The organism is Pseudoalteromonas aquimarina (genome assembly GCF_049257255.1).
Taxonomy (GTDB): Bacteria; Pseudomonadota; Gammaproteobacteria; order Enterobacterales; family Alteromonadaceae; genus Pseudoalteromonas.
Map to the genome: position 1 here is coordinate 146967 of NZ_JBMMUG010000008.1, position 22902 is coordinate 169868.

The 22902-nt window shown below is 40.2% G+C and carries 20 protein-coding genes; 15 read left to right on the plus strand and 5 right to left on the minus strand.

Going from position 1 to position 22902, the window contains the following annotated elements; translation table 11 throughout:
• Nucleotides 1–127 precede the first annotated feature (127 nt).
• The 10 genes from AAEU29_RS18730 (at nucleotide 128) to rpmG (ending at nucleotide 10384) form a co-directional block, all read left to right on the plus strand.
• Complete coding sequence (locus AAEU29_RS18730) at nucleotides 128–820, plus strand: DUF2982 domain-containing protein (protein ID WP_421974738.1); 693 nt, start codon at nucleotides 128–130, stop codon at nucleotides 818–820.
• A gap of 75 nt (nucleotides 821–895) precedes the next feature.
• Nucleotides 896–1231, plus strand: coding sequence for a hypothetical protein (locus AAEU29_RS18735; RefSeq protein ID WP_421974739.1), 336 nt, complete (start codon nucleotides 896–898; stop codon nucleotides 1229–1231).
• Between the two features lie 111 nt (nucleotides 1232–1342).
• Nucleotides 1343–3034 carry an Lcl C-terminal domain-containing protein gene (locus tag AAEU29_RS18740; RefSeq protein ID WP_421974740.1) on the plus strand — a complete coding sequence of 564 codons (1692 nt, stop codon included), beginning with the start codon at nucleotides 1343–1345 and terminating at the stop codon, nucleotides 3032–3034.
• Between the two features lie 12 nt (nucleotides 3035–3046).
• Nucleotides 3047–3562, plus strand: coding sequence for an Lcl C-terminal domain-containing protein (locus tag AAEU29_RS18745; RefSeq protein WP_421974741.1), 516 nt, complete (start codon nucleotides 3047–3049; stop codon nucleotides 3560–3562).
• A 60-nt stretch (nucleotides 3563–3622) separates the two neighbouring features.
• A complete protein-coding gene (locus AAEU29_RS18750; RefSeq protein ID WP_421974742.1) occupies nucleotides 3623–4405 on the plus strand; it encodes a YggN family protein in 783 nt (260 codons plus the stop codon).
• Nucleotides 4405–5262: a sulfurtransferase gene (locus AAEU29_RS18755; RefSeq protein WP_421974743.1), complete on the plus strand. Its 858-nt coding sequence runs from the start codon at nucleotides 4405–4407 to the stop codon at nucleotides 5260–5262. The genes AAEU29_RS18750 and AAEU29_RS18755 overlap by 1 nt, the downstream gene beginning before the upstream one ends.
• Nucleotides 5263–5424: 162 nt before the next feature.
• Nucleotides 5425–8547, plus strand: coding sequence for an efflux RND transporter permease subunit (locus tag AAEU29_RS18760; protein WP_421974744.1), 3123 nt, complete (start codon nucleotides 5425–5427; stop codon nucleotides 8545–8547).
• An 11-nt stretch (nucleotides 8548–8558) separates the two neighbouring features.
• The gene (locus AAEU29_RS18765; RefSeq protein WP_421974745.1) at nucleotides 8559–9617 is read left to right on the plus strand and encodes an efflux RND transporter periplasmic adaptor subunit; all 1059 of its coding nucleotides are present in this window, start codon (nucleotides 8559–8561) and stop codon (nucleotides 9615–9617) included.
• Nucleotides 9618–9979: 362 nt separating this feature from the next.
• Complete coding sequence (rpmB, locus tag AAEU29_RS18770; protein ID WP_010562023.1) at nucleotides 9980–10216, plus strand: 50S ribosomal protein L28; 237 nt, start codon at nucleotides 9980–9982, stop codon at nucleotides 10214–10216.
• 12 nt (nucleotides 10217–10228) lie between these two features.
• Nucleotides 10229–10384 carry a 50S ribosomal protein L33 gene (rpmG, locus tag AAEU29_RS18775; RefSeq protein WP_005493124.1) on the plus strand — a complete coding sequence of 52 codons (156 nt, stop codon included), beginning with the start codon at nucleotides 10229–10231 and terminating at the stop codon, nucleotides 10382–10384.
• A gap of 68 nt (nucleotides 10385–10452) precedes the next feature.
• Here the strand turns inward: rpmG and AAEU29_RS18780 are convergent, their stop codons facing one another.
• Together AAEU29_RS18780 and AAEU29_RS18785 are read right to left on the minus strand one after the other, a co-directional pair.
• Nucleotides 10453–12474, minus strand: a complete 2022-nt coding sequence (locus AAEU29_RS18780; protein WP_421974746.1) for a diguanylate cyclase — start codon at nucleotides 12472–12474, stop codon at nucleotides 10453–10455.
• Nucleotides 12475–12602: 128 nt separating this feature from the next.
• Nucleotides 12603–13523, minus strand: a complete 921-nt coding sequence (locus tag AAEU29_RS18785; protein ID WP_421974747.1) for a manganese-dependent inorganic pyrophosphatase — start codon at nucleotides 13521–13523, stop codon at nucleotides 12603–12605.
• 481 nt (nucleotides 13524–14004) lie between these two features.
• On the opposite strand from AAEU29_RS18785, the gene AAEU29_RS18790 reads away from it, so the two are divergent.
• The 3 genes from AAEU29_RS18790 (at nucleotide 14005) to AAEU29_RS18800 (ending at nucleotide 16490) form a co-directional block, all read left to right on the plus strand.
• Nucleotides 14005–14466: a hypothetical protein gene (locus AAEU29_RS18790; protein WP_421974748.1), complete on the plus strand. Its 462-nt coding sequence runs from the start codon at nucleotides 14005–14007 to the stop codon at nucleotides 14464–14466.
• A gap of 8 nt (nucleotides 14467–14474) precedes the next feature.
• Nucleotides 14475–15284: a bifunctional DNA-formamidopyrimidine glycosylase/DNA-(apurinic or apyrimidinic site) lyase gene (gene mutM / locus AAEU29_RS18795; RefSeq protein ID WP_421974749.1), complete on the plus strand. Its 810-nt coding sequence runs from the start codon at nucleotides 14475–14477 to the stop codon at nucleotides 15282–15284.
• 108 nt (nucleotides 15285–15392) lie between these two features.
• Entirely contained in the window at nucleotides 15393–16490 is a 1098-nt protein-coding gene (locus tag AAEU29_RS18800; RefSeq protein WP_421974750.1) for an erythromycin esterase family protein, read from the plus strand.
• A gap of 82 nt (nucleotides 16491–16572) precedes the next feature.
• On the opposite strand, the gene AAEU29_RS18805 is transcribed toward AAEU29_RS18800, so the two are convergent.
• The 3 genes from AAEU29_RS18805 to AAEU29_RS18815 are packed head-to-tail and all read right to left on the minus strand — an operon-like array spanning nucleotide 16573 to nucleotide 19098.
• Entirely contained in the window at nucleotides 16573–17073 is a 501-nt protein-coding gene (locus tag AAEU29_RS18805; protein ID WP_421974751.1) for a DUF3299 domain-containing protein, read from the minus strand.
• Between the two features lie 7 nt (nucleotides 17074–17080).
• Nucleotides 17081–18415 carry an ABC transporter permease gene (locus AAEU29_RS18810; protein ID WP_421974752.1) on the minus strand — a complete coding sequence of 445 codons (1335 nt, stop codon included), beginning with the start codon at nucleotides 18413–18415 and terminating at the stop codon, nucleotides 17081–17083.
• The gene (locus tag AAEU29_RS18815) at nucleotides 18412–19098 is read right to left on the minus strand and encodes an ABC transporter ATP-binding protein (protein WP_421974753.1); all 687 of its coding nucleotides are present in this window, start codon (nucleotides 19096–19098) and stop codon (nucleotides 18412–18414) included. Before AAEU29_RS18815 ends, AAEU29_RS18810 begins: the two co-directional genes overlap by 4 nt.
• 199 nt (nucleotides 19099–19297) lie before the next feature.
• Between AAEU29_RS18815 and AAEU29_RS18820 the strand changes: the two genes are divergently transcribed.
• Nucleotides 19298–20398 carry a phosphoribosylaminoimidazolesuccinocarboxamide synthase gene (locus tag AAEU29_RS18820; RefSeq protein ID WP_421974754.1) on the plus strand — a complete coding sequence of 367 codons (1101 nt, stop codon included), beginning with the start codon at nucleotides 19298–19300 and terminating at the stop codon, nucleotides 20396–20398.
• Between the two features lie 547 nt (nucleotides 20399–20945).
• A complete protein-coding gene (locus AAEU29_RS18825) occupies nucleotides 20946–22784 on the plus strand; it encodes a S8 family serine peptidase (protein ID WP_421974755.1) in 1839 nt (612 codons plus the stop codon).
• Nucleotides 22785–22902: the final 118 nt, after the last annotated feature.

Consider the following 22902-nt stretch of genomic DNA (forward strand, 5'->3'; position numbering starts at 1 on the left):
AGTTGTTAAGTAGAAATTATGAAAAAGAAAAGTAAAAATTGTCCCTATTGCAGGCAAATAAGAGCAATGCTAATTTGGGCAATTTTAATGGGTTTTGCCTATTTTACCTTCTGGATTTAACTTTAAGATGACGAAACGCATTAAAGTATCAGCAACAGCCCATAAATATGGCGGCGAATTTTTAGTCGCTGGTGCAATCGTTTTAGTTGCTGTATTACTGGTGGTTAAATTTAAACCCGATCCCATCACGATATTTGATTTTGCGGTGATTATTGCTGCGCTCTTTTCCATGCTGATTGGCTACTTTAAGCTCTCTGAGCCCAGATACAATTTAGTACTAAGTAAGAATGGGTTAGTGTTTTACCATCGTTATGGCAAAGTGCGTATAGCGCGTAAGAATATTGTCGCAGTGGGTCAAGTACAGATTGTAAACGGTGAGCAATTTTTAGAGTTACCTTGCTTGGGATTAAAGCTTAAATCCTTAGCGCCTTTAATAAAGCGTATGCCACCAAGGTTAGCGTTTAAGCTTATAATGGAGCAGCGTAACTGGCTTATGGCTGGTATTAAAATAATGTGGCCAACAGGTAATGTGCCAGATGATTGGCTAATTGAAGAAAGTAAATACCAAGATAAGTTTAATACCCATGGCTTACTCGCCATGTTAACCCACCGGTTAGAGCATTTTGATACGCTCTTTGGCTATCACTTTTTGATATCCTATAATTACTTTGATCGTTCTGTCGATGAATTTGAAAATTTATTACAACATTGGTTGCGAGATCCAGAGAAAACGATAGAAAAATATAGTAGTATCAATTAGAAATAATTGGTTTATAAAGTAAAGATTTGAGCAAACACTCAGTTTACATACCATTGTGCATTGGAAAGACTGAATATGACAACAATTGAAAGAGCATTTGTTAAAAGTGGTCGTAATACGATTATTCATAAAGAAAAAAAGTATGATCTAATTATTATAAATGGGGAAAACCACCCTAAAATTCGTGTTACTTCGGAAGGGTTGCAACCATTTAAAGAAAGTATTCCACGCAACCGTCGCGAAGCCAAAGAGCGCTATTTGGAAGTGGTACAAATTGGTTCACCAGATGTATTTGGTGAAGAGAAGCAGTTACTTTTTTTACAAGCGCTTGATGGTCGAGAATATAAAGTAGACTACTCTAAAGTTGGTACAAAAATGTTTGTTCGAGTGCACCAAGAAAGTTATTTGTAAGCTAACACGCCAATAGATTGACATAATAAGCAGCCATAGTTTGAATAATTATGGCTGCTTTTTTGCATGTAAAATTTGATTAATAGTTAGTTATTATTGTTAGGTACTGAAATGCTAAAATATCTACATAGCCCTACAATGGTTGCATGTTTAAGCTCGCTACTAATCGTAGGCTGTGGTGGTAGTTCAAGTTCTTCGGAAGAAAAAACGCCCGCACCACTCTCTGTTAATGCGGGTTCTGATATATCACTTGATGAAAAATTAAGGTTTTCTTTAAATGCTGTCGCCAGCCCTGAAGGGGGAACTTTCACTTGGCGCCAATTAAGTGGCCCTATTATTGAGGGGTTTCCTTTAGAGGGCGCAACGCAAGAAGTAACCGCACCTGACATCAAGCAAGACCAAGTTTTAGAACTTGCCGTTGAGTATGTTGCACCAGATAACCGCACGGTAACAGACTCTGTTTTAGTTACGGTCAAATCAGTTAATTTATTGCCTGTAGTATCAATTAAACAGACTTCACCTACTACATTACCTTCGCAATATGGTGACAGTATTGTGCTGTCGAGCGCGGATTCATTCGACCCTGATGAAAATGGCAAACTCGTAAGTTATCTATGGCAACAAATTGCAGGCACAAACATTTCAATTGCGGATACTTCGTCTGCAAATTTAACATTTACACATCCATTACTTACACAAAATGAAGACGTTACTTTTAAGCTGACTATCACAGATGATGAAGGTGGGGTACAGAGCAACTCTCTTGCGCTGACATTACAGCAAAGTAATCAGCTGTTGTATGCCAATGCGGGTGCAAATCAGAATGCTTTCGAGTTTTCAACCGTGACATTAGATGCGACAAGTTCCATTAGTGTTGAGTCGAGCTTTTCATGTTTATGGGATCAGCAGTCGGGGATTGCCGTAACAATTAATAACCCTGATCTTTGCCAAACTCAATTTATTGTGCCGGATGTTGATGCGCCAGAAGCACTGATATTTGAAGTCACAGTTACTGACAGTGCAAACCGAACAGATAGCGCTCAAATACAAGTACTTGCAGAGCCAAAAGCCCTTGGTTTAATTAATGATACTGGCATGAATCGCTGCTTTGATAACAGTGCAGTACTGAGCAATTGTGTATCGACTGAATTTCCAGCTCAAGATGCGTCAAGGGGGCGAGATGTGCATGCTAGTTTGCTTGACAAAGTAGGTAGTGGTCCTGGAGCATTTGATTTTACCAAGTTGGATCAATTTGCGGGTGAACTTCCTGACAGTAGTACAACATTTAGCTGTGTGAGAGACAATATTTCGGGACTGATTTGGGAAGTCAAACAAGTAAGTAATGGTACCTTACCTAACACTCAGCTACGCGAGGCGCAAAATAGTTACACCTGGTTTTTAAACTCTGTCAATAATGGGGGCGAATCAGGAGTTGAAGCCGCTGCACAAACATCTTGTCCGAGTACTGTGAATTGTGGCTTAGAGCAGTACATTACAGAAGTGAATGAAGCTAATTATTGCGGTGGTAATAATTGGCGAGTGCCATCGCATAGCGAATTAAGCTCTTTGTTGTATTTTGCACAAGAGGGTTCAGGAAGTGTAATAATTAATGACTTTTTCCCAAATACGGCAACTCAGTTAATAAATGATGTGGTGCCTTATTGGACAATGCAAACGAGCGTTGAAGGTGGTGAAAGTGCATTTGCTTGGGCGATTGATATGATTTCTGGTAAAGATGTCGGTTATCCCAAACAAAACTTGGGGTATGTACGTTTGGTACGTGATACCAGCAACAACGATTAAATGGGGGCAACGATGACTACAATTAAACCTTTGCTTTTTTTAGTGGGTGTTTTTGCATTGCCTCTAACTGCGCAAACTTGTTTGACAAGTGTGCCTGAAACAACTCCCACCTCACAATTTACTATTAATACGGATGGCACCGTAACGGATAATCTGACTGGAATTATGTGGATGCGGTGTAGTATTGGTCAAAGTTGGGATACTAATAACCAAACATGTACAGGTGGAGTAGAACAATTAACCTGGCAACAAGCATTAAAATCGGCATCACAATATCAGTATGCAGGGTTTAATGATTGGCAACTACCAAATGTAAAAGAGCTAAGCACAATTGTTGATCGTCAATGTGTTGATGCTGCAATTAATCAAACGCTTTTTCCAGCAACACTTGCACAAAATTATTGGACCAGCACCAGTGGTGTAGGCAGCGCGTCACAAGCATGGGCAGTCGCTTTCTATAGTGGTAAAACTAATTTGAGAAGTAAGACTTCGGATATTCACTTGCGTTTAATGCGTTATGCGAAATGATTTTGTATACCCCCAGTTAGTTTGATAGTCTTATCAAGTTATCTTTGGGGTAGAATTGTTATGAAGTTGGTGCGATTTTGGGTCTTTTTGTTCACAACGTTCACGTTTGCAAACTCAGTAGTTGCGGATGAGTTATGTGATGTTGAGTTAGGTCATGGGTTAATCATTACTAATGACGTTATTCGTATTGTAGATAAAGGGCAAACCAGTGTGCAAATTAACAATGACTCACAGTTATTTATTAAAGGCCGCTGGGTTGAGTTAAACCAAGAAGAAGAGCTAATTCTCAAAGAGTACAGTCAAGGTTTAAGAAATACCGTTCCAGAGCTTGTTAAGCTTGCGACCGATGGTGTTAATCTTGGCCTTTCAGCCATTGAGCAAGTGGTTACTGGTTTTACAGATAAAGAACCTGAAGTGCTGAAAGATCAATTAAAGTATGTCGAAATTGCCCTTAAAGATAAGTTTAAGGTGGGTGACGACTTTTATTACATTGCCCCGCAATCCCTTTCTAAATTAGACGACTTTTTTGAAAAAGAAATTAGTCAAAAAATTCATTCAGCCGTACACGGTTCTCTAGGTGCAATTTTAGTTGCGCTCGGTGATGCTTTTGAATCAAACGAAGGTAATATTGAACAGAAAATCAGTGGAATGGGTGAGCGGATTGATATTATAGCTAGTGAAATTGATAAGTCGTTACAAAAGAAAGTTGTGCAACTTGAAGATAAAGCCAATAAGTATTGCGGCTGTTTACGCACACTAAATGAGACAGAAGATAAGTTGCAGCAAATGGTGCCAGAGCTTGCTGATTTTGACTTAGTACAAGTAAAAGGATTAAGCCTGTAATGGATAAGCATGAATTTAATAACAGTAACTTTCAAGTAGATTGTGATTGGCTAAACGCGCATCTAACTGATGACAACCTATTGGTACTTGATGCCAGTATGGATAATCCGGTTAATAAGTCTGATGTTGAAGTGGCTGGTGTTATTCCAGGGGCTCTGCGATTTGACTTTAGTAACAACGTTGTCGATAAAAGCGCCTTAAGCCCTAATATGATGCCAACTACGGCTTTATTTGAGCAAAAAATCCAGCAGCTAGGGATAAATAAAAATTCATACCTAGTTGTGTATGATAAACAAGGCTTGTTTTCTGCTGCACGGGCTTGGTTCATGTTTAAAACTATGGGTTTTGATAATGTTGCAATTTTGCGTGGTGGCTTGCCAGCATGGCATGCAAAGGGCTGCGCAACCGTTGAGCATCATAAAGAGCCTTTCGGTGGCGGTAATTTTGTTGTAACACATGACCGCCAGTTATTTGTAGATAAACACTATGTACTAAACGCCATTAGTGATGATGATATTCAAATTGTCGATGCGCGTGGTTATGGGCGTTTTAGTGGGCAAGAGCCTGAGCCAAGAGAAGGGATGCGCAGCGGTCATATTCCCAACTCTCTAAACTTACATTATGCCAGTTTGCTAAACCAAGGTGCTTTATTGGACGAGGTTGAATTAAAACGCATTTTTGATGAACTAGTGCCATCACCAAAAGAGTTTATATTTAGCTGTGGTTCAGGTGTAACAGCCTGTATTTTAGCATTAGCGGCAGAAATCGCTGGGTTTGACAATGTCAAAGTATATGACGGAAGCTGGAGCGAATGGGGTAAAGATAAATTACTGCCAATCGATACCGTGCAAAACTAAATCATCTATAAACTGTATTTTTAGATGATTTAGTTCGTTTATTTGCAGTTTAACGTGATTATTTGTCTATTCACCTTTTCGAAATATTTACACACAATTTACAACTAGCAATGATGGTACAAACAACTAGACTACTCCTAGTTATACCCCTGTATTATCATTATGAATATCACGCGAAGTTCCTTAAAAAATCCAGCCAGTGTGCTGGTGATTTTAGTGCTGATCATGCTGTTTGGCACTATCAGTATTTTTAAACTACCTATTCAATTAACCCCTGATATTGAGCAACCTCAAATCACCATAATGTCTGGTTGGCGCCAAGCTGCACCAGAAGAAATTGAGTCGGTTATCATTGAACCACTGGAAAATGCAGTAAAAAACACCCCCGGTGCGCTTGAGGTAAATACGCAAATAAACCAAGGACAAGGTTTTATTAACTTAACCTTTGCCGTTGGCAGTGACATGCAAGAGGCAATGCTAAATGTGCTTAACAGCCTAAACCAAGCGCCGCCATTACCATTAGATGCGATGGATCCAATTGTTACGGCTGGTGGCAATGCAGGGCCTGGTTCAGGCGGTCCAACCGCTGCAACATTGCTGGTTGTACCCACCGAAAGTAGCGGGCATCTTGATATGGCACGTTACCAAAAACAAATCGATGAATTAATTCAACCGCGTTTGGCTAAAATTCCTGGCGTTGCGTTTGTTAACTTAGCAAGTGAACGTCCGCGTGAGCTGCGTGTTACCTTTGACCCTCATAAAGCTGCTGCGCTTGGCGTTAGCTTAAACCAAATTAGCCAAACCTTAGCTTCTTCTACTGACACTTCAGGTGGTATCGCCGATGTTGGCCGTCGCCAATATACTGTTCGTTTCACAGGCCAATATGACGTTGATAACATGGCGCAAATGCGCATTGGCTATTCAGGTGAGCGCGCTATTTTCTTGGGCGATGTGGCACAAATCGAAAACACGGTAACCGATCGCCGAGCTATGACGCTGCGAAATGGTAAACCGGCGTATTACATTACGCTTACGCGGGCTAATGAATCTAATACCGTTGCGGTGCTTGATGAACTTAATGCCACCATAAAAGAACTAAATGAGGGCATATTAGCTCAAGAAGGGCTTGCGATTGAATTAAGTTACGATGCCTCAGTACATATTCGTAATGCGTTACAGCTGGTAAAAAGTAACCTAGGCTTAGGGGTATTGTTAGCCTGTGGTATTTTATGGCTGTTTTTTAGAGGTTGGCGCACAACGTTAATTATTGCATCGACAATTCCTGTATCGTTAATGGTCGCATTTTTAGCACTCAGCATTTTTAATCGCAGTCTAAACGTGGTGTCTCTCGCTGGTCTTGCTTTTGCTGTTGGCTTAGTGCTCGATGCCGCGATTATTGTACAAGAAAATATCACGCGACTAATGCAAGAAGGCATGGCCCGAAAACAAGCTGTTTTAAAAGGTGCAGTACAGGTTAGTGGTGCACTATTTGCCTCAACAGCAACAAGTGTAGCGATTTTCTTGCCGATTTTATTTATGGCTGGCATTGAAGGTCAGCTCTTTTCAGATTTAGCGCTAACGCTTTCTATTGCAGTAATTGCCTCATTAATTAGTGCTATCAGCATTATTCCAATCGCGACTAAATACCTGTTAGGTAATGAAGATAATGATGATAAGTTTCATGCCTATTGGCGCCGCTTAACCAATTTTATTATGCGACTGACCAGTACTCGTGCTAAGCAAGTATCTTGGGTTGTGGGGTTACTTGGTGGTGCTGTGATTGTGACATTTACATTAGTACCGCAAACAGACTTTATGCCGCGTGCGCCAACGGATGGCTTCTTTTATAGTTTAGTAACACCAGCTGGTGCCAATATTGACTATATGGAAGACGAGCTTGCTGAAAAAGTAAAACAGCGTTTAATGCCTTATTACTTAGGTGAAAAAACACCGGCTATTAAAGATTTTAATTTTTATGTGTTTGGCTCAAATGCGGGTGGTTTTATTTACTCTGCAGACGCTCAACGCGTAGAAGAATTGATGCAGGTTGCACGTGAAGAAATCTTCGCAGAATTACCAGATACCCAAGTCTTTTTATTTCGAGGCTCAATGATCCAAGTGGCAAATGGTGGCAATGGTCGTACATTAAGTATTGATTTACAGGGTTCCGATATGGAGCAACTAATGTCGACAGCCCAATTGGCACTGGATGAAGTGAAAAAAGCCATGCCTGAAGCAATGGCACAACCGCAACCTTCTTTAAATATGGCCGAGCCAGAGCTGAGACTGACACCAAATGATAGGCGCATTACACAAGCGGGTTTAACCCGCCGCGAAGTCGCAAGTGCAGTGCAAGCCTTTACCAGCGGCATGTTCATCAGTGAATATTTTGATGGTAATGAACGCATGAATGTTATTTTGCGCTCAACACCCTGGCTAAGCCCTGAAGAATTGGCAAATTTACCAATTACTACGCCTCTTGCTGGCGTACAAACCTTGGGTGAGTTGGCAACAATTGAACGTACCGTGGGGCCATCGCAATTACGTCGCGTTAATGGCTATCGTACGGTGAGTATTCAAATTACACCGCCAAATGATATGAGTTTACAGCAAGCGCAAAAAATACTGACTGAGCAAGTGATGCCAGTTGTGCGCGAAAATTTACCCCGTTCGGCAAATGCAATTTTGGCGGGTAATGCACAAAAAATGAAATCAGCAATAGAAGAGATGGCATATAACTTCGTACTTGCGTTGTTTATTTTATTTTTATTAATGACCGCATTATTTAAATCAGCACGCGATAGCTTGCTGGTATTGTTGGTTATGCCTTTGGCTGTCGCTGGGGGAATTTTGGCCTTGGCAGCGCTTAATTTAGTGAGCTTCCAATCGCTTGATTTACTCACCATGATTGGCTTTATTATTTTGCTGGGCTTAGTCGTCAACAATGCAATTTTGTTGGTTGACCAAACACGTCAAGGTGAGCGTGAGGGGTTAACACGCCGTGAAGCCGTTGAAAATGCGGTGCTCATCCGTGCTCGCCCTGTGTATTTAAGTACCTTAACAAGTTTATTTGGCATGTTGCCACTGATGATTATGCCTGGGGTGGGTTCGGAAATTTACCGCGGACTTGCTACGGTAATTGTTGGCGGTATGGCGATTAGTGCCTTATTTACTTTGATTTTGATGCCAAGTTTATTGTTGCTTGGCAAACAAACGCCACCGAAATTACAACAGGCAAATACTAAAAATAACAAAACATCATTAGATCTGGTTGCAAATAAGTAGGGGACACCAAGATGAATAAACCATTTAATACACTGTTAGTTGCTTCATCGCTTTTTGTTGCGCCTCTTTATGCGGTACCTACGGTTGCTGTTAATGTAGTGGAGCAAGCGCCATTGGTTCAAACCTTAGCGCTAAACGGCACATTACGTGGCAAAGGTGATGTGGATTTAACGATGGGCACTGCAGGTAAATTAGCATTTGTTGCAGAGCCAGGGTCGATAGTTAAACAAGGTGATGCCATTGCACGCATTGAAATGTTGCCACTAGAGCTTGAAGCTGCAGAGCAGCGCATCATGATTAAACGTGCTGAGGTTAACTTAACTTACCAAAGTCAAGAGCTTGAAAGGCTTAAAAAATTAGCTAAAACAAGCAGTGCAGCTGCGAATCAAGTTGATTTAGTACAAAGCCAGCATGACTTAGCGCTGACTGATATTGAACTGGCAAAAGTAAAACTTAAACAAATTGAAGATCGCATGGCACGCGCGACCGTTGTTGCGCCATTTGATGGTATTGTTAGCAAGCGATTTTTACTTGCGGGTAGTGATGCAAGTCGTGCAGATAAACTAGTTCACTTCATAGATATTAATAACTTAGAGGTGCGTTTTTATGTGCCTGTTAAATATTTAGCCTATGCAGAGCTTGGTCAAAAAGTAACGTTAAGTAGTGGCAGTTTTGATAATTTACAGTCAGCTGAGGCGACTGTCACTGCAGTCATTCCAGCCACCGATTCTCGTTCTCAAACGTTTGAAGTAAGAGCAAAGCTGCACAGCGAGAAAAATAAAGGGTGGGCGAGCGGTCAATTAGTTGATGTTGACTTCAATATTGAAAAAACGACCCCGAGTTTGCTGGTGGAGCGCGATGCCTTAATTTTACGTAAAGCGGGCGTACACGTTGTAAAAATTCAAGCGGATAATAAAGCGCTGCAGGTGGCCGTTGCTGTAGGGCAAGGGCAAGGTTCAAAAGTTGAAGTGCGACCTGTTGAGCAAAACATGCTTAAACAGGGTGACAAAGTTGCCACAAGAGGCGCTGAAAGATTAACGTCTGGGCAAGAAGTATTAGTGCAAGAGTAGAGTTAATTTAAATTTTTGGCACACAGTAAGAAAATTTATTGTTACTTTGTGTCTTTATTGATGAAATTAGTTGGCTAATTTAGTTCTATTTGTAAAAAGAAAACTCGAAAAAACAGGCTGTTTTATTTAATTCGCAGAAATAGTGAAAATAAACGCAAGTTTTGCTTTCCCTTAGGGCAAGAGATCTCTATAATTGGCCGCTATCAAATTTACACATGAGCTGAACTAAAGATCGGGTTTCTTGATCTTAGCCTGTATTTGCTGTATAAAGAGCGCCCTTTGATTATTTCCGGGGCAGAAACGTACACAAAACCTCGGAAGAAAAGATTTAGCTCGAGCGAAGTTATTGGAGATATATAGACATGTCTAAAGTCTGTCAAGTTACAGGTAAGCGTCCAGCGGTAGGTAACCACCGTTCACACGCTCGCAATGCGACTAAGCGTCGTTTTTTACCTAACCTACAAACACACCGTTTTTGGGTTGAAAGCGAAAAGCGTTTCGTTACATTACGCACTACTACTAAAGGTATGCGTATTATCGATAAGAAAGGCATCGACGCGGTATTAGTTGATATCCGTGCTCGCGGCGAAAAAGTTTAAGGAGCTTGAGTCATGCGTGATAAGATCCGTTTAGTTTCTACTGCTGGTACTGGTTATTTCTACACTACCGACAAAAACAAGCGTAACATGCCTGAAAAAATGGAAATCAAAAAGTACGATCCAAAAGTACGTAAACACGTGATTTTCAAAGAAGCAAAAATCAAGTAATTGTGATTTGCTGAAAGAATTAAAAAAACCCGAGTTATCTCGGGTTTTTTATTGCCTAAAATTTAGTTCTATTCAATACCATGAATTGTTTTGCTGGCAATCAACTCGTAGTTATTAATTACATTTGCAAGAGGAATTGAGTGTAAGTCTAATAACTCGCCTTGGTTTCGGCCTGCATTTTTCGCTTTATACAACGCCTGATCAGCAAGCTCCAGAGCGATATCTAATGACTTCTCATCATAAATAGACACATTTGAAGCAACACCGACCGACATTGAAATGGTTAAATTGTGTCGTTCAAATTCAAGCGGTTTACTCTTAATCAATAATAGTAATTTTTTAAGTAACATAGCATCGCTTGCAAAACTGCTGTTTTCAATCACTAATAAAAACTCCTCACCCCCCATACGAATTAAATTGTCATGTTGACGAATTGAATTACGAATGCGCTGACAAAATTCTTTAAGTACATAATCACCACAGGCATGACCATAGGTATCATTGATTGATTTAAAGTGATCGATATCGAGGACAAATAAACTAAAACTCACCTCTGAACTGGTTAAGATACGCTCGCGTTGTTGTACTTCAAAAAATCGGCGATTTAAACTTTCGGTAAGCGGGTCAATAAAGCGTTCTTCGTTAAGCTTTGTATTGTATCTTGTCAGGGTTTGATTTGAGCTTTTCAGTTTGCGATAAAAAATCGACAGCATAACAAATGCTAACAATGCTATCACTGCGCTTAATAACCAAATCTTTTGCTCCAATGATTTATTTTCTATTTCGATATTCTTTCGCTGATTCTCAAACGCTAACTTTTCAATTTCTTGGTCTTTTTGGGTTGCTTGAAAAAGCTCTTTAATGCGTAACATGCGACTTTCACGCTCAGTATTAAAAATCTTATCACTTAGCGATTTGTAGCGCAGATGAGCTGTGTATGCAGCTTCATAATGCTTGATACTGGCCATTGCTTCAGACCAAGATTTAAAATTATCAGCTAGTTGGCTAACCATTTTGTACTCTTCAAAATAACTGTTGCCTCGCTCAAAATAGTCTTCGGCAATTTCTAGCTTGTTTAAGTAAACATAATTAATCGCCATAATGGAGTAAGCATGAGCTGCGAGACTGGTGTAATCACTTTCTAAAGCGTAGGCTAAGGTTTTTTCCGCGTAGTCATTTGAGAGTTCAAGTTCGCCTTCGCTAAAGGCTATAGCAGCTAAATTACTGTAAATTTCATGAATGGCATCTTGATGATTTAGTTGTTTTGCTTGTTCAATGGCATCCAGATAAATCGCCTTTGCCTCATTGGTATTACCCTGAGTATTAAGAATAAAGCCTCGGTTTTGATACAAGCGAAGTGTTGCACTGGTATTGTTTATACTATTGTACCAATCTATAGCGAGTTGGTTGTTTGCCAGCGCATCGTCATAAAAGCCAAGCTCAGCTTCTGAAACAGCCATAATTGCCCAACTGGTAGCTGCTCGGTAATTATCTTTATTGGTGCTAGCAATCGCCAGTGCTAATTTAGCTGCTTCAATTGACGCTGAATGTCTTCCGGTATCTTGCGCCATCATGGAAAAGGTTGTGGCAATCCAATATTTTAAAACGGATGATTGGCTATTTAAGATATAGTTAAATGCTTGTTCGATAAAAAAGTCATACTGCTGTGTGTTTTTATCGAAATAATGAAACCACGCCTGACAAAAATTAGCAGCAGCCATTATTGCGGGATTAGATGCCGTGGATAGTGTTAGCTCAGTTAAAGCGTTTTTAGTTTTTTTATAATTGTCTTGGTTGTTTGTTACAAGCTCTAAATAGCAACGGTAACCTAGTAAATAGGCAAGGTCATCATTTGACTTAGGTGGGGTTTCATTTGCAAACGTGTTTAATGCGGATAAGGTTTCTGCATTATCTTGGCTATATTTTACCGATAACGCTTCTATGTTTTGCTCGAACTTTGAAAAAATTAAGCTATTTTGTTTTTCAATTTGCGAACTAATCTTTTGTTGCGTGGCTTGATCTGTTTCAGCTGTCGAAGCAAAAGGCAGCAACGTTGTTAGCAGTAAAAATAAATACCTAATAGATAACATCTTAAGCTTAATAAACATACTTTAGATAAGCATAGAGGGTTATGAGTTGCTTGCAAAGGCTTTGAGCTCTTTGATTATTAAACAGATCAAAAAAGGCGCTAAAAGCGCCTTTTTGATTTCAAGCTTAATTAAGCAAATGCATCTTGTAGAGGTGGTACAACTTGCTTTTTACGGCTTAGTACACCATCTAACCAAACGCGGCTTTGCTCTGGTGCAACACCGTAAGCACGCTCAACAATGCCTTCGTCATCAGACGCGATTAGCATTTGTGAACCTTCTTTCATGATGTCTGTAAGTAGTAAGAATACAGAATGACGGCCGCCTTCTTCTTTAAGCTTTGCAATGTCAGCTTCAAGGTCAGCTTTAATATCATCAAATACAGCTAGGTCGATAACTTCTAACTGACCGATACCTACTAGGTTACCGTTCATATTGAAGTCTTTAAAGTCACGCATAACTAGGTCGCGAGCTGGTGTGCCTTCAACTGCAGACTTAACTTTAAACATTTCCATACCGAATGCTTTGTAGTCTTCGATACCTGCGATTTCAGCAAGTACTTCAACACACTTGATGTCAGCCGTTGTACATGTTGGTGACTTGAAGATAACCGTGTCAGATAGGATTGCACCTAACATAAGACCCGCGATGTTCTTTGGAATTTCAACACCGTAGAAGTCATACATCATCTTGATAATGGTGTTTGAACAGCCTACAGGGCGGATCCAACACTCAAGCGGTGTAGACGTTGTTAAATCGCCCAGTTTGTGGTGGTCAACAACACCAACAACCGTTGCTTCATCAATGTCATCTGGTGCTTGTGTTTTTTCAGTGTGGTCTACAATGTAAACCTCTTCACCTGCATAGCTAAGTTTTAGCTCTGGTGCCTCAAAACCAAATGTATCAAGGATAAACTGTGTTTCAGGTGATATATCGCCTAAACGTGTTGCGATTGCTTCTTCACCAATTTGATTCTTTAAATATGCAAGTGCAATTGCACCGCAGATAGAATCTGAATCAGGGATCTTATGACCCACTACATACATTGCCATGGACGGAACTCCTTAAATTTTGGCGCATAGTTTAGCAAAAAAATAGCCTTTTAACAGCGACAGAAGTTACTCATTTGGTATTACTTATACACTAGAGCGTGTTGAACTTTGTGGTTTAAATTCTGTTCAAATCCAAAGCGTGTTGATCGCGGCGTTGCTTTGTAGGCCTAGTGGGCTAAGTCAAGAAGCAACAACAAAGAACAAAACGCTTTGGGTTGAACCTGTTAGGCAGCGCTTGTTTGGCGTTTATACTGCGTTGCCCTGCATGGACGTAGGGTAAGGTGACTTTGCAGGAGCACAAAGTCTTTATCGTTCATTTATGTAGAGTAACTACACTACAATCACTCTGCCTTGTCTAAATGCCAAACAAACTGCTGCAGAAATATACAACAAAGATCAACACGCTCTAGCTGAACAGGTGCTAAAACTGCTTGTTTCATATAGACTTACTAATACTGTAATACGCGTGTTTTGGATCGAAATGATTAGGCTTGGACGAACTGGTTGGAATAACGTCATTATTTTTGCCATGTTAATCATGATTTTTTTGTTTAATGGATTACATCATAAGATTATTTCGTCTTCTGATGATGAGACTACTCAATCATTGTTGCCAGCTAATAGCGCGGTACTGACCTATCAGTACAGTGATTTTAAAATTGAACGTATTGGCACGAGTTGGCGCACTAATAAGCCGCTAAATCTTGATATTGAATTGCTTGATTTAAATTGGCGACAAGCAATGGGTGATGTGATTCCAGTAGTTGATGAAAAGTCCTCGGCGCTTGCAAGCGTGGAACTTTACATTGCAGGTTATGATCGCAGTTTGGTGTTTGACGTATTTACTACGCCAGACGGTTGTTTTGTTGATGATAATCAAGCGCGTCGTTTAAAATTAGATAAACAAACCTGTAATCAGTTATTTCCTACCACGGAGTTTTAGAGTTTTTTATGCCTGAATTACCAGAAGTTGAAGTGAGCCGTTTAGGCATTACGCCACATATGCTAAAGCAAACGGTTAAACAAGTGCGTGTTCATCAAGCGCAATTGCGTTGGCCGGTGCCAGATGACGTTTATCAACTTGAAGGTAAAACCATTACAGACATTAGCCGCCGTGCGAAATACTTGATGATTAGTGTGGATACCGGCAGTGTTATTTTACATTTAGGCATGTCGGGGAATCTGCGGGTGGTCGATAATTCTGTGCCACTCAAAAAACATGATCACATCGAAATAGAGCTCGAAAATGGCAAAGTGCTACGTCTAAATGATCCGCGTCGCTTTGGTGCCTGTTTGTGGCAAGCCGCGGGGGAAGTTCATAGCAGCTTACTAAATTTGGGCCCTGAGCCTTTAACAGACGAATTTGATGCTGACTATTTGTATGAAAAATCACGACAAAAGCAAACTGCAATAAAACAGTTTTTGATGGATAACAGCGTGGTTGTTGGCGTGGGTAATATTTACGCTAATGAATCTTTATTTAAAGCGGGTATTCACCCTAAACGCGCGGCAGGTAAGATTTCTAAAAAGCGTTACCAACAATTAGTGCCTATCGTAAAGCAAACGTTAGCGGATGCTATTGAACAGGGTGGCACAACACTCAAAGACTTTGCCCAAACCGATGGCAAGCCAGGTTATTTTGCACAGAAGTTACTTGTGTATGGTCGCAAGGGCGAGCCGTGTGTAACCTGTAAAGAGCCGCTGCTCGAAATTCGCCAAGGACAACGCAGTACAGTGTATTGTAAAAATTGTCAGACCTAGTCTCTTTATAGTCAATTTTACAATAAGCGGAACTCACGCGTTATTACCTGTCTCAATAAAAAATACTCACTGTTGATAGGTAAATGCAACAATATAAAAGGATTTAACTTGTTTAAACACATTACTACTTTGTTGATATTTGTATTATCGTTCGCTGCGCATGGTCAGTCGATCATCGCTCTAAAAAAACAGGCATGTGATAAACAGGTTGTCTATTTGGGTGAGGAAGCGTCACATAACAATGCCAAAGCTCTCACTCTAAGAACTGAAATAACACATTATTTAGTTGAAAACTGCGGTTTTAATGGGGTGTTCTTTGAAGCGCAAACATATGATTTCGTTTACCTCAACAAGGAATTAGAGCAAGGGGAGTTGAATAAGCTCGCTTTAGAGGGCGCATTGGGTGGATTTGTCAGTGGTAGTCAAGAAGTTCAGCCTTTAGTTAACCTTATTTATGATAAAGCGCTATCGGGCAGCATTTATTTAGCTGGTCTGGATATGCAAACAGGTGGTAGAACAAATCAGTATACACAACAGTATTTAGCAAAAGATATTGCTAGTTTGTTGGGCGCTGAGCAATCGGTAGCTTGTTACCGCTTGATTAATCGGCATTTGAATTGGTTGTACGATAAGCAAAACCCTTATTCGGAAAAAGTAAAAGACAACATTGCTGAATGTGCTAAACGGGCATTTGAAGCTTCAAAAACGCAGACTGATAGCAGGTTAGCTTACTTAGCTGAGCGCTATTCTACTTTTAATCTCTTTTCTCGTAATAATATGTTCTCTTTGCGTAGTGAAGGTATGTACGATAGTTTTGTGTGGCATATGCAACAACTACCGCAAGATAGTAAGGTTATTGTTTGGGGCGCGAGTATTCATGGTGCTAAACGTTTCAATCTAGTTAACAATAAGCTTTCGACATTGGGAAAGCGTTTATATCAAAATTACGGCAACGAGTATGCAAGCTATGCTTTAGTAGGGCTCAACAAACAACAACCTTCTTCAGAACTACAGGTTATTGTTGAGTCATTAAAGAAACAAGAAAAAGCTCTGTATCTAGCATTAGGTCAATCTATTACCCCTAATAAATTTGCTGCAAATATTATTTCTTACCAGCAGATAATTAATACAGAATGGTTTGAGCAGTTTGATGGTATTTTGATAACTGAGAGAGAGTCGCCGTTTACAAAGCGTTTAGGGCTTTAATTTATTGGATAAAAAGTAAATTCTCAATTTGCTAATTAAATAATTTAAAAGGCGCCGTAGCGCCTTTTTTGTTTAGGTGTATTTAAAGATCAAATGGCGCAACGCCTATGCCTTCGATGCGATAACCAACTTTTGCTAGTTCACCTTCCCAGCTTTCGGTTTTCATTTTACCTGTAACAGAAATGGCATCGTAAAGGCTTTCGATTGGTACACCATCTTTAAAAGTTACGTGCACAATCTGATTTGGTGGCGGAGGTGGTACATGAATACAGGCGCCGAAATACGGTACTAATAAAAATTCGGTGATAACTTCATCATTACCTTCAAGTGGCACTACAAAGCCAGGTAATGTCACCATGGTATTATTTAGCTCTTTTACAATAGGTGCGTTTAAATCGGGTTGTACCCAATTGGCCTCAGAGTTTTCATTGTGCGCGGCTTGTCCTTCAACAGGTGATGATGAATAGCCTTTAGGAATGAGATCTTCCCAGTAAAGCTCTTTTGCTTTTCCATTGGCAAACAGCTGATTACTTAATAGCGTTATTAAGGCGAAAAAAGTAAACAATAGCGAATGTCGTTTCATATAATTCTCAAACTTTTATGGTTAAGCCATCGCTCAATGCGTAACGATATGCTTTGTAAGCAGGTAAACAACCAAATAAGGTACCAAGCAAAATAATACCAGCCAATAAGCTCATTTGATATTGGCTAAGTGCCGTAAGTTGCAAGTGAATACCGCTGATACTGCCAAGCATGTTAGCAAGCAATACAATAACAAGGTAATAAAATGCGATGGCCAGCAGGGTAGCACACACTGTGATTAATAGTGCTTCTAACCCGAGCAAAGTAAATATGGTACGTGGCGAAGCGCCCACTGAGCGTAAAATTGCAAGCTCACGACGGCGCTGGCTTAAACTTGCCAATAAATTAGTCAACATGCCAAGTAAAGCAATAACGACCACAGCACCCGAAATGACCAATAACGCTTTTTCAAATACACCGACCACTTCCCATAACTGGCGTAGGGTGAATTTGGGCATAATCGCCAGCAGTGGCTCTTGCTTATACTGGCTGATATTACGTTGTAGTTGCAGTGCAAAAATTGGACTTTTTAGGCCTAATAAAAATGCACTAATTTGTTTTGGTTGGCCTGTGAGTTCCGCATTTGATAGGGCAGGCAGCTTGATATGTTCATCACTTTGTTCGTTGTGGTGTTGATGGTTTTCATCATCATGATTATGTCCATGATGCTCATCTGCCTGATGTTTCTGGCTAATACTGGGCGTTGCTGAGCCATGAATGTTATCAATTGCAACTAGTGGCACATGCACACTGTTATCTACCGCTGTGCCGGTTGCCGCTAAAATACCGACTACTTTAAATGGGTGATCGTCATGATGGTGAAAACTGGTATTGCCAGCGCCATGTGACAGTACAATCGAGTCACCTAAATGGTAATGCAGCTTTTTAGCGACATTACTGCCAAGCACCACATGATTTACTTGTTCAAAAGCGTGTCCTTTTGTGAATGCAAGGTTTTGCTTATTGGCATAACGGTAATGTGCAAAGTAGTCATTATTGGTGCCAATAACGCTAAAACCTTTGTGGCTATCACCAAGCGAAAGTGGAATAGCCCATTTTACTGAGCGCTTGCTAGTAATATCTTGATAGCTTGCGAAGCTTAAATTGTTAGTTGGGTGACCGATACGAAATACCGAAAAAAGTAATAATTCGGTGCTGCCAGTGCGAGCACCAACAATTAAATCGGTACCTGATACTGTATTATGAAAACTCGCTTTGGCATCAACACGGGCACGTTCAATAAGTAGTAACAAGGTAATACTCAGAGCAATCGCAATGGTCGTTATCGCAATGCTTGAAAAACGGTTAAGTAAGCTTTTGCGAGAGAGGGTTAATAAGCTCATAGTGCTTTCTCCTGCATAAAGCTTGCAAGCGCCACTTGCCTATCAAATAAATTTGCGAGCGTTTGGTCATGGCTGACAAACAAAATACTGGTTTGATTATTGTTAGCTTGCTCAAAAAGTTGGTTAATAAATTCTTCTCGGGCGTCGTTATCAAGAGCAGACGTTGGTTCATCGGCAATGATGAGCTCTGGTTCACCAAGTAATGCTCTGGCAGCGGCAACGCGTTGTTGTTGGCCTATGCTTAGTTGATTGACTGGCTTAGCAATATTTTGTTTGCTTAAACCAAGCGCCATTAATAACTTATTCGCACCTTTTTCAACACTGCCGTATTTGGTTATGGCTTTTTCAGTACGTATTTTTGAGAACTCACACCCCAGCGCAACGTTTTCAGTTGCAGATAAAAAAGGGATTAAATTAAATTGCTGAAAAATATAGCCAATATGATCTGCGCGAAAGCGGTCTTTTTGTTTTTGTGAAAGAGTCGAAAAAGCGGTGTCTAAAATCGAGATTGAACCACTGTTATGTTGCTGCACCCCGGTAATTAGCGAGAGCAAAGTTGATTTACCACTGCCACTTGGACCGTAAATAAATACATGTTCGCCTTTTGCTAAGGCAAAGTCATGCAGCACAAATTGGCTGCGAGCCCCTAGGTAAGAAAAAGTGAGATTATTAATCGCTAACATGAGTGCACAAAATAAATTTAAATTGGTGTGATACTATAACAACAATACCTTGAAACCAATCTTTTGCGATAGCGATTCATGCGCTTGCTTTTTTTGTTCAATTATTGAGTTTAGAGTGACTTTTCACTAAAATTGGCGCACCCCAATTTAGAGTGCATAAAGCACTTTTCTAGTATCAAAAATATCTTTTGGAGTTTCCATGAGTTCATATAAGGTTTTGGACGTAAATGACGATTTACCGATCCGTACCAAAGGTAAGGTTCACAGCGGTAAAGTTCGCAGTGTTTATTGGTTAACCGAGCAAGACAGCGTTCGTTTAATCGAAGAAAAGGGATATAACATTCCAAAAGATACACCACTTGCACTTATGGTTATTTCAGACCGTATTTCAGCGTTTGACTGTATTTGGCAAGGTGAAAACGGCTTGAACGGTGTGCCGGGCAAAGGTATTGCGCTTAATTCAGTGGCGTCTCACTGGTTTAAATTATTTGACGAAGCAGGCCTTGCGGGTAATCACATTGTTGATATTCCACACCCTTATGTATGGATTGTACGTAAAGCTGAAACTGTTCGCGTTGAAGCAATTGCACGCCAATACATTACGGGTAGTATGTGGCGCGATTACGCAAAAGGCGTTCGCAACTTCTGTGGTATTGATTTACCAGAAGGTTTAGAAGCTCACCAAAAATTAGACAATGTATTAATTACACCATCGACTAAAGGTATTATTACTGGCGTAGCAGAAGTGCCAGAAGTAGATGATGTAAACATCACACGTCAAAACATCGAAAACAATTTAGCGGCGTTTAACTTTAAGTCGGCAAGTGATATCGGTTTATACGAAAAGCTATTAACTGAAGGCTTTAAGTTAATTAGCGAACAGCTTGCAGAGCTTGACCAAATTTTTGTCGATACGAAATTTGAGTTTGGTTATGTAGAAGAAGTAGATGGTTCGCATAAGCTTATTTATATCGATGAAGTTGGTACACCAGATTCATCACGTATTTGGGATGGGCCAGCTTACCGCGATGGTAAGATTGTTGAAAACTCAAAAGAGGGTTTCCGTCAGTTATTAATTAATAACGTACCTGATAGCGATGTATTACTTAATAAAGATCGCATGGATGAACGTGAAGAACTTGCCAAAGGTTACAAACTACCGGTCGATGTGATGATGCAAGTGTCAGACACTTATGTTGGTATTGCGAGCAAAATTGTTGGTAAACAACTAGAGATCCCAAGCGATCCGCGTCAAGAAGTGATCGACATTCTTGATAAAGAGTATGGTTTAATCGACTAAGCTTTAATGCGCCTTAGGTAATCTTTATTTAGGGCGCTTTCTTTACTACACCTTTTCTTTATTAGCTCTTATCTATCCATCCCACTATTTCTTATTTTCTATTTATCTTAGCGCTTAAGTCTGAAAATAAGGCTTCTCTCCAGCGTATTTTTGATGTGTTTGTTACGTTTTTATGTGATTTTAACTTTGTTTACAAAGCTAATGTAAACAATTGTAACGAGTGTTTTTTGGTTATGAAAAACGCAATACCAAATGAAACTGATTTGTATTTCATTGGTGGTGGGCAGGTCGGATGAGTTTTAGGGGGTTAATTGGAAATATTATCCCTTTTTTTCGATTAATTAGGTTGTTTATTGCAATAATGCTTTTGGCTGTTTAGCTCTGAAGCTGTTTAGATGTCTGCTTATGTTTTTATTTTAAACAAAATGTTAATAATGGAATATGTGATTTTTGTTGTTGAAATGTTAAAACTTGGTTAACGTTATTCCCGAATACAGATACGGCTTACATTGCATGTGTCTAATTTAATAAAATCTGGGAAAGCTATATGAAATTAAAAACATTAACTACATCAGTACTACTTGCACTAAGCACAGTAGCTACTGCGCAAGCAGCAGATGAAAACCGTTTTATCATCCAAGTTGATAACAACAACAAAGGCGTAGTAAAAGCGCTAGCAAAAAAACTTGGTGGCGATATTAAACTAGATTCAGATGGATTTTTTGCTGCAAGCTTCTCAGGGAAAGATTTATCAGAAGTTAAAGGACTTCTAAACAATCCGCATATCAAACTTATTGAGCAAGATTTTGTACGTAAGCCAATGTCACTTTACAGTGATGATATTGGTGATGCGATGACACAGCAATTAACACCTTATGCTGTATACCAATCACAAGCGGATCAACTGGCGTTTGATGCATCTTCAGATATGAAAGTATGTGTAATCGATTCAGGTCTTGATCAATCTAACCCTGATTTTGTTTGGGGTAACATCACTGGTGATAACGATTCTGGTACAGGTAACTGGAATGAGCACGGCGGTCCGCACGGTACGCACGTAGCTGGTACAATTGGTGCAGCTGATAACGGTGTTGGTGTAGTTGGTATGGCACCTGGTGTACCAATGCACATTATTAAAGTATTTAATGCTGAAGGTTGGGGTTACTCATCAGATTTAGCGCACGCAGCAAACCTTTGTAGCCAAGCAGGTGCAAACATTATTAGCATGAGCTTAGGTGGCGGTGGTTCTAACAGCACTGAATCAAACGCATTTGCTAACTTTACAGCAGCAGGTGGTTTAGTTGTAGCGGCAGCGGGTAACGATGGCAACAATGTTCGTTCATACCCTGCGGGTTACCCATCAGTTATGATGATTGGTGCAAACGACAACAATGATCAAATTGCAGACTTCTCACAATTCCCTAGTTGTACAACAGGTCGTGGTAAGCAAGTAACTGAAGATGAGACTATCTGTGTTGAAGTAACTGCTGGTGGTGTAGACACACTTTCTACTTACCCTGCAGATATGGCAACAAGTGCATCACTTTCTGCAGATGGCGTTGCGATGAATACGTCATCAATGGAAAATGCGGGCGAAGTAACAGCGTCTACTTTCTTTATGGGTACTGCTGAAGCGGTTAACTCTGCAGCTGCAGGTAAAATCTGTGTTATCGACCGTGGTAATATTTCATTCCACGATAAAGTACTTAACTGTGAAAATTCAGGCGGTGTGGGTGCGGTTATCGTAAACAATGAAGCAGGCATGCTTTACGGTACTTTAGGTGATACAAACGCAACATCAATTCCTGCAGTAGGTGCAGCACTTGAAGACCGTGCAACGCTTCTTAACGCAGCATCAATGACAGTTAAAATTGGTACAAGCGATTACGGCTTTATGAGCGGTACATCAATGGCAACACCAGCTGTTTCAGGTATTGCAGCACTAGTTTGGTCTAACCACCCAACATGTACTGGTACTGAAATCCGTAATGCGCTTAAAGCAACAGCGCAAGATGCAGGTGCAGCAGGTAAAGATGTTTACTTCGGTTACGGTATTGTTAAAGCAAAAGCGGCTGATGATTACCTAACAGCTAACGGTTGTGCTGGCGGTGATAATGGTGGCGGTGACAACGGTGGTGGTGAAGGTGATATCACATTATCAGCACAAGGTTACAAAGTGAAAGGTACTAAACGTGTAGACCTAACATGGTCAGGTACAAGTGTATCTTCAATGGACGTTTTCCGTAACGGTTCAATGGTTGCTACAGTATCAAATACAGGTAGCTACACAGATGCAATCGGCGGAAAAGGTGCAGGTAGTTATACTTACCAAGTATGTGAAGCGGGTACTTCAACATGTTCTGCTGAGAAAACAGTTGTTTTCTAACTAAATAATAAATCAACCCAAAAAAATCAAAGCCGCACTAGCGGCTTTTTTTGTGCCTGAAATCATGGTTGTTACTGGCGATCTGCTTAAAATTTACTATTCTAAAGACTGCAACAAT

Coding starts and splice junctions, on each gene's coding strand:
- rpmG (WP_005493124.1), top strand. CDS start 10,229: ATGCGTGATAAGATCCGTTTAGTTTCTACTGCTGGTACTGGTTATTTC.
- AAEU29_RS18820 (WP_421974754.1), top strand. CDS start 19,298: ATGAGTTCATATAAGGTTTTGGACGTAAATGACGATTTACCGATCCGT.
- AAEU29_RS18765 (WP_421974745.1), top strand. CDS start 8,559: ATGAATAAACCATTTAATACACTGTTAGTTGCTTCATCGCTTTTTGTT.
- AAEU29_RS18750 (WP_421974742.1), top strand. CDS start 3,623: ATGAAGTTGGTGCGATTTTGGGTCTTTTTGTTCACAACGTTCACGTTT.
- AAEU29_RS18810 (WP_421974752.1), bottom strand. CDS start 18,415: ATGAGCTTATTAACCCTCTCTCGCAAAAGCTTACTTAACCGTTTTTCA.
- AAEU29_RS18730 (WP_421974738.1), top strand. CDS start 128: ATGACGAAACGCATTAAAGTATCAGCAACAGCCCATAAATATGGCGGC.
- AAEU29_RS18825 (WP_421974755.1), top strand. CDS start 20,946: ATGAAATTAAAAACATTAACTACATCAGTACTACTTGCACTAAGCACA.
- AAEU29_RS18815 (WP_421974753.1), bottom strand. CDS start 19,098: ATGTTAGCGATTAATAATCTCACTTTTTCTTACCTAGGGGCTCGCAGC.
- AAEU29_RS18745 (WP_421974741.1), top strand. CDS start 3,047: ATGACTACAATTAAACCTTTGCTTTTTTTAGTGGGTGTTTTTGCATTG.
- rpmB (WP_010562023.1), top strand. CDS start 9,980: ATGTCTAAAGTCTGTCAAGTTACAGGTAAGCGTCCAGCGGTAGGTAAC.
- AAEU29_RS18760 (WP_421974744.1), top strand. CDS start 5,425: ATGAATATCACGCGAAGTTCCTTAAAAAATCCAGCCAGTGTGCTGGTG.
- AAEU29_RS18805 (WP_421974751.1), bottom strand. CDS start 17,073: ATGAAACGACATTCGCTATTGTTTACTTTTTTCGCCTTAATAACGCTA.
- AAEU29_RS18735 (WP_421974739.1), top strand. CDS start 896: ATGACAACAATTGAAAGAGCATTTGTTAAAAGTGGTCGTAATACGATT.
- AAEU29_RS18780 (WP_421974746.1), bottom strand. CDS start 12,474: ATGTTATCTATTAGGTATTTATTTTTACTGCTAACAACGTTGCTGCCT.
- AAEU29_RS18740 (WP_421974740.1), top strand. CDS start 1,343: ATGCTAAAATATCTACATAGCCCTACAATGGTTGCATGTTTAAGCTCG.
- AAEU29_RS18755 (WP_421974743.1), top strand. CDS start 4,405: ATGGATAAGCATGAATTTAATAACAGTAACTTTCAAGTAGATTGTGAT.
- AAEU29_RS18790 (WP_421974748.1), top strand. CDS start 14,005: ATGATTAGGCTTGGACGAACTGGTTGGAATAACGTCATTATTTTTGCC.
- mutM (WP_421974749.1), top strand. CDS start 14,475: ATGCCTGAATTACCAGAAGTTGAAGTGAGCCGTTTAGGCATTACGCCA.
- AAEU29_RS18785 (WP_421974747.1), bottom strand. CDS start 13,523: ATGGCAATGTATGTAGTGGGTCATAAGATCCCTGATTCAGATTCTATC.